The following is a 13,619-nucleotide window of genomic DNA, read 5'->3' as shown; positions in this document are numbered from 1 at the left end:
GAATGGATGTTCGGCGAATGGTGCGGTTGACCAGCGGCGGCATCTTTTTTTTGATCGTGCATTTAGATCGATTTAAGTCCGGCTTTTTCCTTCCGCCACCGGTGCCGTAATCCATGGATCTCTCGCCGCGTTACCAGGGCCTCAAATTGAAACTGTATCTGGCGCTGTTCTGCGCCGGCATGTCGATCCTGGCCAATGCGGTGGCGATGCCGCAGGATGCTGCGCCGGCCGATGCGGTCAATCCGTTGATCGGCAGCAGCAATGGCGGCAACACCTTTCCCGGCGCGGTTATGCCGTTCGGCATGCTGCAGTGGAGTCCGGAAAACACGCGCGGCAAGCATGTGCGCACCGCCTCGCCCAGCGGCTACCAGTTCGACGTCAAGCGCATCCGCGGCTTCAGCCTGACGCATCTGTCCGGTGCCGGCTGTGCCGGCGCCAGCGGCGATATTCCGCTTATGCCGGTGACGCTGCCGCTGGACAGCTCGCCATCGTTGGATGCCAAGGACCAGCATTACGCCGCCAATTTCAGCCATGCCGACGAACAGGCCACGGCCGGCGACTACCGCGTAACGCTGGCCAACGGCGTGGCGGTGGAACTGAGCGCAGCCACGCGCAGCGGCATCGCCAGCTTCAGCTTCCCTGCAGGCAAGCCGGCCAATCTGCTGGTGCGCGCTTCCGATTCGGAAGTGGGCAGCAGCGATGCCGAAGTGAAGATCGATCCGGCCAACCGCACCGTCACCGGTTCGGTCACCAGCGGCAACTTCTGCGGCTACCTGGCCAAGGCCGATCAGCGCAGTTACTACACGCTGTATTTCGTGGCGCAGTTCGATCAGCCGGTTACCGCCACCGGTGCCTGGCAGAACGAAAGCGTGCACGCCGGTGCACTCGCCGCCCGCGGCGGCACCGGCTGGGATGCGAAAGGTTTTCCGCAGCCCGGCAAAGGCTCGGGCGTATGGCTGGGCTTCGATCCGGCCAAGGGGCCGGTGCAGGTGCGCGTCGGCATTTCCTATGTAAGCCTGGACAATGCACGTGCCAACCTGGTCGCAGAGCTGCCGCCTTCGCTTACGCTGACACAGCTGCGCGAGCAGGCGCGCGACAGCTGGAACAAGGCGCTGTCGCAGATCTCGGTCGAGGGCGGCACGCCTGAGCAACAGCGCGTGTTCTACACCGCGCTGTATCACTCGCTGCTGCATCCGAATGTATTCAGTGACGTCAACGGCGACTACCGCGGCTTCGACCAGCAGGTGCATCGCCTCGAAGCCGGGCAGGGCGTGCAGTACGCCAATTTCTCCGGCTGGGATATCTATCGCTCGCAGCTGCAGCTGGTGACCTGGCTGATGCCCGAACGCGGCAGCGACATCGCGCAATCGCTGTACAACCAGGCGCAGCAGAACCAGGGCGAATGGGATCGCTGGACACATAACAACGGCGGCACCCATGTGATGAGCGGCGATCCGGCAGTGCCGGCGCTGGCCGATATCTATGCCTTTGGTGGCCGCCATTTCGATCTGCGCGGCGCCTACTCGTCCATGCTGAAAGCGGCCACCGTGCCGACTGCGCACGATGCCTCCGATGACGGCTGCAACGTGGAATGCGTCGGCGAACGCCCCTCGCTGGATCAGTGGCTGACGCTGCATTACATCGCCACCAGCTCGCATTCCTGGGGCGGTGCCGCGGAAACTCTGGAAGACGCTACGGCCGATTTCGCGCTGTCGCAGCTGGCACTGGCCACCGGCGATACCGCCAACGCACGGCATCTGCTGGCGCGTGCGGGCTATTGGCGCAATCTTTTCAATCCCAAGGCTACGCCGCAGGAAGGCTATATCCAGAACCGCAACGCCGACGGCAGCTGGCCGGCCTTCAAGCCGGAGTCCGACGATGGCTTTGTGGAAGGCAGCGCCGCAGTCTATGTGTGGATGGTGCCGTTCGATGTGCACGGCCTGTTCGCGCAAATGGGAGGGGACAAGGTGGCCAGCGAGCGGCTGGACCGTTTCTTCCATAACAAGGACGGCAGCTGGGCAGTGACCAATGCCGGGCCGCTGCACGCCGAGCTCAACAACGAACCGTCGGTGGAAACGCCGTGGCTCTACGACTTCGCCGGCCAGCCCTACAAGACGCAGGACACCGTGCGTACGGTGCTGGAGCGCTATTGGAAGGACGCTCCCGACGGTATTCCCGGCAACGACGACCTGGGCGAAATGTCTTCCTGGTACGTGTGGTCGGCGCTGGGGCTGTATCCGGAAATTCCCGGGCGGGCGGAACTGGTGGTCAGCAGCCCGCTGTTTACGCATATCACGGTGCATCGCACCGACGGTGACGTGACGATCGAGGCGAAGGGTGCATCGGCGGCGAACCGCTACGTGCATGCCTTGTCGCTGGACGGCAAGGACCATGCGCAACCCTGGCTGCCCGGCGACTTCGCCACCCATGGCGGACGCCTGATCTTCAGCTTGCAATCCGACGCCGATAAAACGTGGGGCAGCGCAGCGCAGGATGCGCCGCCGTCCTTTCCAGCTGTGGGCAGCTGAGCTTTAACGCCGGTCTGCTGCACAAGTATGGCCATACCTGCAGGGAGAGATTTCATGTTCAAACCGCTATCCACGGTCGCGTTCGCTGTTGTCGCCGCAACCTTCGCCGCAGCGCCACTGCAGGCTCAGCAGGTCAATACCCTTACGCCGCAGGAAAAGGCCGCAGGTTGGCAATTGCTGTTCAACGGCAAGAACCTCGACGGCTGGCATTCCTATCAGCAGAAGACGCCGGGCAAGGACTGGTCGGTCGATGACGGTGCGATCATGCTCGAACGCTCGCGTACCGGCGACGAAAAAGATTTCGCCGACCTGGTCAGCGATGCCGAATACAGCAACTTCGACCTGAAGCTGGAATGGAAGATGACGGCGTGCGCGGACAGCGGCGTGATGTTCTACGTGCACGAATCGCCCAAGTATTCGGCCACCTATGAAACCGGCCCGGAAATGCAGATCGCCGACCTGGTCTGCACCAAGCCGGACAGCCAGGTGCTCTATGAGCGTTCCGGCGATCTATTCGACCTGATTTCTTCCGACGTGGAGCGCGTGCGCGAGGCGGGTAACTGGAACCAGTTCGAGATCATCGCCGACCACGGGCATATTCAGTTTTTCCAGAATGGGCACAAGGTGGTGGACACGCATTTCTGGGATGACGACTGGCGCAAGCTGGTGGCGCATACCAAGTTTGCGCAGTGGCCGGATTTTGGCACCTTCAAGAGCGGGCATATTTCGCTGCAGGGTACCGAGGACAAGGGCGAGCTGCCGATTCGGCTGTGGTTCCGCAATATCAAGCTGAAGCAGCTCTAGATCCATTCGTTGCGTCGGCTCTCGCCTGACGCTGCGGCCTGCAAACTACCTCACCGTCATCCCGGCGAAAGCCGGGATCCAGCGCCTTGGCCCTGAATGCGTAAAAGTCACTGGATCCCGGCTTTCGCCGGGATGACGGTGAGGCGAGTTTGCAGGTTATTGCCGATGCCAACATCAGGCTTCGCGGAACCCGCCTGCAGACCCTCATCACTTCCAGCAACGCATCACAGCTACAGCTCGAAATGCATCCGCTGCGCCACCGCATCATTACCCAAGATCGACCCACTACCTCACCGTCATCCCGGCGAAAGCCGGGATCCAGCGTCTTGGCCCTGAATGCGTAAAAGTCACTGGATCCCGGCTTTCGCCGGGATGACGGTGAGGCGATGTTGTAGGTTACTGCCGACGCCAACATCAGGCTTCGCGAAACCTGCCTGCAAACCTTCATCTACTTCCAGCAATGCATCACGGATGCAACTCGAAATGCATCCGCTGCACCATTGCAGCTCGAAATGCATCCGCTGCACCACTGCATCATTACCCAAGATCAACCCACTACCTCACCGTCATCCCGGCGAAAGCCGGGATCCAGCGCCTTGGCCCTGAATGCGTAAAAGTCACTGGATTATGGCTCTCACCGGGATGACCGTGAGGCAAGGTTGCACTTTGTGGGGCGATACCAACACCAGGATGGTGGGAGTTACCGATAATCCTTCACCGCCTCGAGCAACACCCCAAGATGCGGCTCAAAGTGCCTCCACCGCGCCACTGACGATTTGTACACCGGCCGCCGCACCTGCGCTGCACTGGCCGTACGCACCACGCGCTTGTTTTCATGAAAATCCAGGCAGCGCGGATCCCAGGGCAGCCCCAGGTAGTCGAGCAGCCGCCGCGCCTGAGCCTCAGTATCGGCAACCATGTCTTCGTAGCGCAGCTCGAGCATGGCACCGGCCGGCAACACCTGCCGCCAATAGCTCATCAGCTCGATATAGCGCCGGTAGTAGCGGCCAAGGCTGCCCAGATCGTAGGTGAAATCCAGGTTGTTCTTGGCGAACAGGGTGGCATAGCAGGAGAAGCACGAATCCATCGGGTCGCGCATGGCGTGGATGATCTTCGCCTGGGGAAACATCATTCGGATCATGCCGATGTGGGCGAAGTTGGACATCATCTTGTCGGTGATGTGCGTGGCCTGCGGCGCCAGCTTCCACACGTGCTCGATATAGGTATCGCCCAGGTGATGCAATGCTTCCGGTGCCAGTTGGGCGGCTATGTGCGGATAGCGCTCCGCCGGCACGCCGGCATCCGTGGCCAGCGCAAACAGGCTGTCTTCCAGCTCCGGCAGTTCGCCTGCGCCATGCACATTCGGATGGGTGGAAAGAATCTGCTCGATCAGCGAGGTGCCCGAGCGTGGCATGCCGACGATAAAAATCGGCGTGCGCGCGTCCGGCGACACGGGCAGCGCGTGTTTGGCCAGGAAGGCTCGATCGAAGACGCTGCGGACGTTGTCGATCAAGGCGACCCGGCTGCGCTCGTCCGGTGCGATCTGCGCATGCTTGAGGCGGTTGCCTTCCGCATACGCGGCAAATGCGTCGCTGTAGCGGCCCAGGTCCTCGCGCATCTTGCCCAGCGCAAACCAGTAGCGGATGCGCGCGTGTTCCTTGAGGAACGGCACTTTGGCGACCAGCTTCTCCATATGCGCTGGCTCGGGATGCTCCGGCGTGAAGCTGCGCAGCGAAGCCAGGTTGAAATACGTTTCCACCGCATCCGGATCGATCGTCCTGGCACGGTCGAAACAATCGCGCGCCTCGTCCAGCCGGCCTTGCCGGCGAATGCTGCGCCCGAGGTTGTTGCAGGCTTCGACATAATCGGGTTTCAGCTCCAGCGCGCGACGATAGCCTTGTTCGGCTTCGGCGTAGCGCTCCTGCATGTAGAGCAGGCCGGAGAGGTCGAAATGCGCGCGCGCAAAGCGTTCGTTCAGGGCGAGGGCGCGGCGATAGCTGATTTCGGCTTCGGCATATGCACCCATTTCGCGCAGGGCATTGCCGAGATTGGCGTGCGCCTCGGCATCGTTGGGCAGCAGCATGGTCAGGCGCCGGAAACTCTGCGCTGCCTCGTCCATGCGCAGCTGGCCGTACAACACCACGCCCATGGCATTGTGGATCGGTGCGCTGTCCGGATGCGCGTGCAGGGCAGCGCGCAGATGCGTCTCGGCCTGGGCGTAGTCGCCTGCGCTCATCAAGGTAAAACCGAGATTGGCCTGCGCCTCGCTCAACTGCGGACGCAGCGCAATCACCTGGCGGTAGGCTTCGGCTGCCTCGCTGTAGCGGTTCTGCACCGCCAGCGCATTGCCGAGCTTGAAATGCGCATCGGCGAAATCCGGCTTGATGCTGCGCGCGCTGTGGAAACTTTCCGCGGCGGCAGCGGGTTGCTGCATGGCCATCAGGCTTTCGCCCAGCACGTAGTGCCCCATGGCATCCCAGGGCAACAGCGCGACAGCACGCCGTTGTGCATCCACCGCATCGGCAACGCGTCCTTGCGCGCGCAATGCGGCGCCCAGCGCCTGCCATGCCGCGCCGTGCGTCGGATGCTGTTGCACCAGCCGGCGCGCCAGTGCTTCGGCCGCAGCATGCTGCTTCTGGCCGATCAGCGCGACCAGGGTTTCGATATCGCGCTTGTCAGGCGCATCGTCCTTATTGGGTGTCGCATTCTGTGACATGGATCATCGCCCCGTGATGGCAAAGGATACAGCCGTCATTTCGCTCCCCAGCGATTCACGCAAACATGCCGCTTTATTACCCGCGGCGTGAAGTGCGTGTATAGATAAACAGGCTTGCTTACGACTCGCTTACGTTAATACAGCACAGCTCGATGCGTTGCGCATGATGCAGTGCACGCATGATGTTTCGCGTCATCAAAATTTCACGACTGCCTTCGGTATAAGGTGCGGGCCACGCAATAAGGGCGTCCGAGAGCGAAACACAGGGGACTCAACCTTATGGCACGGAGTAGACACATCGTCACCGGATTGGCGTGGCAGCAGCTATCCGTGCCCAACCATTGCTCGAAGTACTTAGGGAGATCGGAAACATGCGTTTGTCGTCTTCTGTTGCCAAGCTGTCTTCGTCAAGCAAGCTCTCGCGCCTCAAGCGCACTCTGCCGGCGCTGCTGATTGCCGGCGCGCTCGCTGTGGGAACCCAGGCAAGTTTCGCCAGCGCCAGTACCGGCGCTTTTTCTTTGCTCACGCAGGATCACGTGCCGGCTGCGGTGCGTACCGGTCAGGCGGCCAGCGCGCAGGCGCTGAGCAGCGCCAAACAGCTCAAGCTCGGCCTGGTGCTGCCGCTGCGCAATGAAACCGAGCTGGATGGCCTGATCGGCCAGCTCTACGATCCCAGCAGCCCGCAATACCATCACTACCTCAGCGCGAAGGAATTCACTGCCCACTTCGAGCCGAGCCAGGCCGACTACGACAAAGTCGTGGCATGGGCCAAAGCCAACAACCTCACCATTACCGCCACCAGCGCCAATCGCCATATCGTCGACGTGCAGGGTGCGGTGAACGACGTCAATCGTGCGCTGCATATCACCATGCGCCAGTACCAGCATCCGACCGAGAACCGCATGTTCTTCGCGCCGGATCGCGAGCCGACGCTGGACCTAGGCGTGCAACTGCTGCACATCAACGGCCTGGACAACTACGTGCGTCCGCATACGCACATGGTGCATCGCCCGGCATCCGAGCAGGCGATGGCGGTGACGCGCACCAGCGGGTCCGGCCCGAGCGGCAATTTCCTGCCCAGCGATATCCGCGCGGCCTACTACGGTTCCGGTTCGCTGACCGGCGCTGGCCAGACGGCGGCGATTTTCTCGTATGACGGCTATCAGAGCAGCGATCTGAGCGGCTACTACTCGGCCACCGGCGCCTCCAATCCGGGCGTGCCGGTGCAGAACGTGCTGGTGAACGGCTTCAACGGCGCCTGCACCAACCCGAGCACCGGTTCGAGTTCCTGCAGTGACGGCGAGCAGATTCTGGACATCGCCAACCTCGCCGGCATGGCGCCGGGTCTCACGCAGATCCTGTTCTACGAGGGCACCAGCGCCGGCGACATCCTCAATCAGATGGCCAGCGACAACAAAGCCTCGGTCATTTCCAGCTCCTGGGGCGGCGGCGATTTCGGCAGCAGCGACGATTCCATCTACAAGGAATTCCAGGCCCAGGGCCAGACCTTCGTGAATGCGAGCGGCGATGCCGGTTCGTACACCACCAAGAACTGGGATCCGCCGTCGCTGGATCCGTATATCACCGATGTCGGCGCTACCGATCTCACCACCAACGGTGCAGGCGGTTCGTGGGCGTCGGAAACGGCATGGTCGGACAGCAGCGGCGGCTATCTGTCGTCGGCCGGTTATGCGATTCCCAGCTATCAGCAGCTGACCGGTGTGATCAACAGCACCAACAAGGGATCGACCAAGTACCGCAACGATCCGGATATCGCGCTGGAAGGCAATTTCGACAATCCGACCTACAGCAACGGCCAGCTCGAAACTGGCGTGGGCGGCACCAGCTATGCGGCACCGCGCCTGGCCGGCGTGATCGCACTGGCCAACCAGCAGGCAGCGCAGGGTGGCGTGGGCAACATCGGCTTCCTCAACACGGCGCTGTACAACTTCGGCGTGGGGTCGAGCTATCACAGCTATTTCCACGACATCACCAGCGGCAGCAACGGCAGCTTCAAGGCCGTAGCGGGCTATGACCTGGTGACCGGCTGGGGTAGCCCGGTCGGGCCGGCGTTTATTTCGGCGCTGGTGGGTACGAAGTAAGTCTTGCTGGAGACAAACCCGTCCCTTGTGCATGGGGGACGGGTTTGTGTTTTTGCAGGTGATCGATCCGCGCCGTCGTGCCGGCTTGCGCAGAATGACGGCTTGTGCGGCCGCATGCGGGCCGCGTGTTTCAGCCCGTAAATTGCAGCGCGTTGGTGAGATCCCCCATCGGCTGCTGCCCACGTGCGGTCATCGCTTCATCGCGTGCACGAATGCCGTCGAGCGTCTCCAGATCGAATACGCGGGTCACCAGGCGCAGGATGGATGCGGTGTCGTAGATGGTGTGATCGACGTGCCCCTTCTTGGCGAACGGCGAAATCACCAGCGCGGGAATCCGCGTGCCCGGCCCCCAGCGGTCGCCGTGCGGCGGCGCCACGTGATCCCACCAGCCGCCGTTCTCATCGACCGTGACGATCACCACCATGTTTTCCCACTGCGGGCTGCTGCGCAGCAGTTTGATCGCATGAGTGATGTGGCGGTCGCCGGCCGCGACGTCGGCGTAGCCGGCGTGCATGTTGAGATTGCCCTGCGGCTTGTAGAAGGTTACCGCCGGCAGCTTGCCGGCCTTGGCGTCGGCCAGGAAATGATTGGTGCTTTCGTCATCGCCCAGGCCGCCATCGCGCAGGCGTTTGGCCCGTGCGTCAGTGCCCGGCGCCAGGTCCTTGAAGTAATTGAACGGCTGATGGTGGAACTGGAAGTTCGGTACCACCGGCGTACCGTCGGACAGATTCTTGCCCTGCGTATCCAGCGTCTCCTGGAACGCGCCGGCATACCAGGCCCAGTCGATGCCGCGCTGGTCCAGTTTGTCGCCGATGTGCTGGTGCGTCTGCGGCAGCAGTGCCATCGCATTGGTCGGCTGGGTGAAATCCACCACGCCGTCGGCACCCAGTTTCATCGGCGTCGGCGCATAGGGCGGAAACATGGTGTTGACCGCATAGCTGAAGCGCTTGCCGTCGGAGGTGGTTTCCACCGGCGTCAGTGCGCTGGGGCCGAAGCTGGGAATGCCGTCCATCGCGCTGGCGGGCGAGTGATCCAGCGGTTTCAGGTTGGGGTCGTCCGGCTTGCCGCTCACGGTTTGCGCGATCTGCGATTGCGCGATGCTGGTGTCGGCATCGGCATAGCGCGGTACCGCCGCCGAGATCAGATACTGGTGATTGAGGTAGGAGCCGCCGAAGGCGCCCTGGAAGAAGTTGTCGCACAGCACGAATTCGCCGGCCAGATCCCACAGGCGCAGCCCGTAGTGGGCATTGGCGTAATGGCCCATGGTGAAGGCGGCGGAATCGGCCCAGGCCACGAACATATTGTTCTTGCCGCCGTTGATCTGCATCTGGTTCTGATAGAACACGTGCCACAGATCGCGCGTGATCAGCGACAGCGGCAGGTGTTCGCCCTTGGGGCCCTTCAGTGCGAACGGCGCATTCGGCAGCTGGGTCTGGTATTGCTGCTTGCCGGCGTAGGCGATGCCATCCACCACTTGATCTTTCAGCAGCCAGCCGCCCGGCACGGTGGGCAGCTGCGCCAGCACGGTCTTGCCGTCGCGGTCGAGCTGCTGATAGTCCTCCGGCTTGAGCGCGGACAGCGGTTTTTCCAGGCCGGGGAACTCGCCGAACAGATTGTTGAAGCTACGGTTCTCCGCGTAGATCACCACCACGTTCTTGACCTTCTCGCGCAGCAACCGATCCAGGTCGGCATCCGCCGGCGCCGCGGCGCGCGCGTGCTGATCCGGAGCGCTGCAACCGCCCAGGCCGCCGCCTACGGCCACGGCAGCAACACCGAGGCCGGCCAGGAACGAACGCCGGCTCAGATCAGGTGCTGTGCTGCTTGCGGCTGGGGTGTCGGAAGATGCATCGGGCGGGGAAGGGGGCTGCTGTTTCATGGATTCTCTCTGGTGGCTCTGAAGCCGGCTTAGTGTAGCGGCCGCTTCATGACATGCATGCGCAGCGGATTGATTGCTGGACGGGTTCGCGCCATGGTCCTGGTGTTGGTATGATATGCATCATCTGAAAAGACCGAGGCGGCCGACCTTATGCGCTACGACTCCGAACAGAAGCAGCGAACCCGCGAAAAAGTGCTGGATGTTGCCGCCAAGGCGATCCGCGCCGAAGGACCGGATCGCATCGGCGTAGCCGGCGTCATGGCCGAGGCCGGGCTTACCCATGGCGGCTTCTACGCACACTTCAAATCGAAAGACGAACTGGTCGCCGCAGCGATCGAGCGCATGTTCGAGGACTCGCGTGCGCGCGTCCGGCGCGAGACCGAAGGCCGCGATGCAGCGCAAGGACTTGCGGCCTACATCGATTTCTATCTTTCCAAAAAGCACCGCGATGCACGCGAATCGGGCTGCGCGATGGCGGCGCTGGCATCGGACCTGCCACGCCTGTCCGATCAAACCCGCGAAATCTTCGCTACCGGTACGCGGCGGCTGGCCGAAACGCTTGCGGCAAAACTGACCGAACTCGGCCATGCGGATGCCGAGGCGCAAGGACGTTTGCTGGTGGCTGAGCTGGTTGGCGCCTTGTCACTCGCGCGCATCGACCCGAGCGTTACGCGTTCGAATGCGTTGCTTGCCGATACCAAGCGTTTGATCAAGCAGCGGCTTGGACTGGCCGATTGAGGCATGTCCCGCCTGTAAGCGCGTAGGCATAACTTCCGTGTAGCTGCGGTGAAATTTTTTACCCCCGGCACGCGCCGCTGACACGTGCAAGATCCAATGCATTGATTTGCATTGGAAGCATGCGCTGCAATGCCGCCGACTTATTTTTCTACGCACAGACCTCTTGCGCTGCATGGCATCCACGGCGTAACGTGCCGCGGACTTAACACCAGCTAATCATCAATCACAGGGGGTTGAACGATGGCATTTCCTACTGCAGTCAATAACCAGATCACCGACGCCGTAACCCAGAGCAATGTCAAGGTGCTGGGCGACGCTCCGGCGATGGCACTCAGTTCGGTGTACCAGATGCTGGCGCAGGTAGCCGGCATGACCGCGCAGAATGCGGCGACAAACCAGCAGAATTCGCAGCAGGTGGGGCAAGCGGTAACTACGCGTTGCGTCGAAGCGCTGATCCTTTCGAGCAACTAAGGAGAAACTGACATGGCCTTTCCTACTGCCGTCAATGATCAGATCACCGACGCCGTCACGCAGTCCAACGTAAAGGTGCTGGGCGAAGCGCCTGCGGTTGCATTGGGTCAGCTCTACCAGTCGCTGGCGCAGGCCAGTGCCACTGCCGCGCAGAACGCGGTGACCAACCAGCAGAACGCCAACCAGGTGGCGCTTGCCGTGACAACCCGTTGCGTGCAATCGCTGGTCCGCGGTAGCGCGGGCAGCGTGGCTGCCGAGCAGGAGTAATCCGGTGGCCGACAAAACCGAGGTCAACAGCCAGATCACGGACGCGGTTACCCAGGTCAATGCGATGGTCGGCGGCTCTTCGGAGGCGCTGGCCCGTGCCATGGCCGATCAGGTGATGGCGCACGCCATTGGCCTGGCCATGCACAACGCCGTTGCGCAGCAGCAACAGCTCTACATGCTGCGCAACGCGATGACCACGGCTGCCGTCAACGCCATTCTGGAAGCCAGTCCGGAAGATGCATTGCGTTATGCCAGCGAAGCGCTTCCCGGGGACGACATTGCCCAAACGCTTGAGCGTCTGCGTGCGCTGATGGAGAGCACCAAGGCGTCCCGGCCCGAACCAGGCGCATGACCATGAGCAGCGACGAAGACAAGCAAGAGCAGCCGCCCGCACCGACCGCAGACGATGTAGCGGCCGAGCTCGAACGCGCACATGCCGCGACACTGGCCGCGATCCTGGCCGGGCAGCGGGATGCTGAGGATGCGGTGAAGCTGGCGCAGAAGGTGGTAATGCAGGCGGTTGCGGGGGCATCCGAGGCGATGCGCCTGGCTCAGGAGGCCGTCCGGGCGCCGGCGCCGAAGACGCCGGCGGAGCCGGACGACAAAGGCGCTGCGAAGTAGGGCGTCCATCGTGCATGCCGTCATTCCCGGTTTCGGGGATGACGGCCGCTAGAGCGATGGGAACGAAACACCCTGGCGAAACGCCGTAACCAAACACCGCATCCTGTGCACTCACCAGGATGGGTGGCCCGAAGCACAAACTAGCCTGGCTCCAGGCCCTGCGCGGCATCGCGGCCGGTATGGTGGTGCTGGTGCACAGCCGCAGTGCGCTGCTGGATGCCGGCGCCGGCAAACTGCTCGCCGACCGCCTGTTGCCGCTGGCCATGGGTGTGGACCTGTTTTTCATCATCAGCGGCTTTCTGATGGTGCTGACCACTCGCGATTGCGACGGTAGTGCGGCCTATGCCCGGCAGTTCGCGGCCAAGCGTATTGCCAGGATCTGGCCGCTGTTTGCGGTGGTGAGCGTGCTGGCGGTTGCGGTGGAACATGGCTTTCGCGGCTACCTCGATGCCGCTGTGTTGCAGCCGTATCTGGAAGGCCTGCTCTTCATGCCGCACGATCCGGCCGCCTCGGGCATTTATTTCCGCATGGCGGTAGGTGTGGCCTGGACCTTGTGCTTCGAGTGCTATTTCTATCTGGTGTTCGCGCTGGGCATGTTGTTCGGCCGCTGGCGCTATGCCGCCATGGCGGCATGGTTCGGCGTCACCCTGGTCGCCGTGCCATGGCTGCGCGGACACTACAGCCTGGACGTCGCAACGCGGCCGCTGGTGGCCTGGTCCCGCTATGCCAATCTCGCCGTCAATCCGATCGTGTGGGATTTCATTGCGGGCATGCTCGCCGCATGGCTCTATCAATCCGATATCAAAATCAGAAAGCCAGCCTCGATCTACATCGGCGTGGCCGTGCTGCTGATTGCCTTGCTGCTTGCATGGCATCGGCTGGGCATGCTGAATTTCTTCGGTCCGCGCGGCTGGGGCGCGCCGCTGGCGATCCTGTTTGCGGGTATCGCGCTGCGCGCCAAGCTGGGCAGCATGCAGGTGCCTGCATGGCTGGTGTGGCTGGGAAATATTTCCTATTCCCTGTACCTGATGCATGTGTATGTGTTCGAGCTGGTGCAGGACGCTGTCAGCGCCGTGCCATTGCAGCATCGCACGGCGGCAATACTGCTGCTGGCAATACGTCCGCTTGCTGCTGTGATGTGCGCCTGGGCCGTATTTCGCTACATCGAGGCGCCGCTCTCGGCGCAAACGCGCAGGCTGCTGCATATCGTCGGTGTTCCCGCGATTCGTGCGGCGTCGAAGCAACGTACTGCGTAATTGCACGCAGCGGCAATCATGCCGATGCCGACAGAAAAGCACCGCGAGAGACATGTGCACACCATGCGTAGTACTGGCTGGCGCTGAGCCGGCCAGTCAATCGCTGCGACAAATGTCGAGTTATGCGGAACGGAGCCGATAGGGCCGATACGGCGCTTGACGTGGCGGCGCATTGTCATAAATATGCAAGCTTACGCGAAGCTGTCGCACATCCATGCCAGGGGCGGCATCGGCGGTTAA

12 protein-coding genes are annotated in these 13,619 nt (G+C 62.3%); 9 read left to right on the top strand and 3 right to left on the bottom strand.

Going from position 1 to position 13,619, the window contains the following annotated elements; all coding sequences use genetic code 11:
• Positions 1 to 113 precede the first annotated feature (113 nt).
• Both IGX34_RS10070 and IGX34_RS10065 read left to right on the top strand, forming a co-directional pair.
• A complete protein-coding gene (locus tag IGX34_RS10070) occupies positions 114 to 2,528 on the top strand; it encodes a GH92 family glycosyl hydrolase (RefSeq protein ID WP_192555592.1) in 2,415 nt (804 codons plus the stop codon).
• Between the two features lie 54 nt (positions 2,529 to 2,582).
• Positions 2,583 to 3,332 (top strand): 3-keto-disaccharide hydrolase, encoded by a 750-nt coding sequence (locus IGX34_RS10065; RefSeq protein ID WP_192555591.1) that lies wholly within the window; start codon positions 2,583 to 2,585, stop codon positions 3,330 to 3,332.
• Between the two features lie 347 nt (positions 3,333 to 3,679).
• On the opposite strand, the gene IGX34_RS10060 is transcribed toward IGX34_RS10065, so the two are convergent.
• Both IGX34_RS10060 and IGX34_RS10055 read right to left on the bottom strand, forming a co-directional pair.
• Positions 3,680 to 3,850: a hypothetical protein gene (locus IGX34_RS10060; RefSeq protein ID WP_192555590.1), complete on the bottom strand. Its 171-nt coding sequence runs from the start codon at positions 3,848 to 3,850 to the stop codon at positions 3,680 to 3,682.
• A gap of 182 nt (positions 3,851 to 4,032) precedes the next feature.
• Positions 4,033 to 6,048 carry a tetratricopeptide repeat-containing sulfotransferase family protein gene (locus tag IGX34_RS10055; protein ID WP_192555589.1) on the bottom strand — a complete coding sequence of 672 codons (2,016 nt, stop codon included), beginning with the start codon at positions 6,046 to 6,048 and terminating at the stop codon, positions 4,033 to 4,035.
• A gap of 371 nt (positions 6,049 to 6,419) precedes the next feature.
• Between IGX34_RS10055 and IGX34_RS10050 the strand changes: the two genes are divergently transcribed.
• Positions 6,420 to 8,150 carry a S53 family peptidase gene (locus tag IGX34_RS10050; RefSeq protein ID WP_192555588.1) on the top strand — a complete coding sequence of 577 codons (1,731 nt, stop codon included), beginning with the start codon at positions 6,420 to 6,422 and terminating at the stop codon, positions 8,148 to 8,150.
• Positions 8,151 to 8,280: 130 nt separating this feature from the next.
• Here the strand turns inward: IGX34_RS10050 and acpA are convergent, their stop codons facing one another.
• Positions 8,281 to 10,026 carry an acid phosphatase gene (acpA, locus tag IGX34_RS10045; RefSeq protein ID WP_192555587.1) on the bottom strand — a complete coding sequence of 582 codons (1,746 nt, stop codon included), beginning with the start codon at positions 10,024 to 10,026 and terminating at the stop codon, positions 8,281 to 8,283.
• Between the two features lie 150 nt (positions 10,027 to 10,176).
• On the opposite strand from acpA, the gene IGX34_RS10040 reads away from it, so the two are divergent.
• The 6 genes from IGX34_RS10040 to IGX34_RS10015 all read left to right on the top strand — a co-directional run bounded on the left by IGX34_RS10040 (position 10,177) and on the right by IGX34_RS10015 (position 13,379).
• Positions 10,177 to 10,764, top strand: a complete 588-nt coding sequence (locus IGX34_RS10040) for a TetR/AcrR family transcriptional regulator (RefSeq protein ID WP_192555586.1) — start codon at positions 10,177 to 10,179, stop codon at positions 10,762 to 10,764.
• A gap of 240 nt (positions 10,765 to 11,004) precedes the next feature.
• Positions 11,005 to 11,235, top strand: coding sequence for a RebB family R body protein (locus IGX34_RS10035; protein ID WP_192555585.1), 231 nt, complete (start codon positions 11,005 to 11,007; stop codon positions 11,233 to 11,235).
• Positions 11,236 to 11,247: 12 nt separating this feature from the next.
• A complete protein-coding gene (locus IGX34_RS10030) occupies positions 11,248 to 11,502 on the top strand; it encodes a RebB family R body protein (RefSeq protein ID WP_192555584.1) in 255 nt (84 codons plus the stop codon).
• Between the two features lie 4 nt (positions 11,503 to 11,506).
• Positions 11,507 to 11,854, top strand: a complete 348-nt coding sequence (locus IGX34_RS10025; protein ID WP_338015448.1) for a RebB family R body protein — start codon at positions 11,507 to 11,509, stop codon at positions 11,852 to 11,854.
• A gap of 2 nt (positions 11,855 to 11,856) precedes the next feature.
• Positions 11,857 to 12,123, top strand: a complete 267-nt coding sequence (locus IGX34_RS10020; protein ID WP_192555583.1) for a hypothetical protein — start codon at positions 11,857 to 11,859, stop codon at positions 12,121 to 12,123.
• A gap of 119 nt (positions 12,124 to 12,242) precedes the next feature.
• Positions 12,243 to 13,379 carry an acyltransferase family protein gene (locus tag IGX34_RS10015; protein WP_192555582.1) on the top strand — a complete coding sequence of 379 codons (1,137 nt, stop codon included), beginning with the start codon at positions 12,243 to 12,245 and terminating at the stop codon, positions 13,377 to 13,379.
• The last annotated feature ends 240 nt before the right edge of the window (positions 13,380 to 13,619 follow it).

The organism is Dyella acidiphila (genome assembly GCF_014863405.1).
GTDB classification, from domain to species: domain Bacteria; phylum Pseudomonadota; class Gammaproteobacteria; order Xanthomonadales; family Rhodanobacteraceae; genus Dyella_B; species Dyella_B acidiphila.
This window is presented reverse-complemented; position numbering and strand designations above follow the sequence as displayed.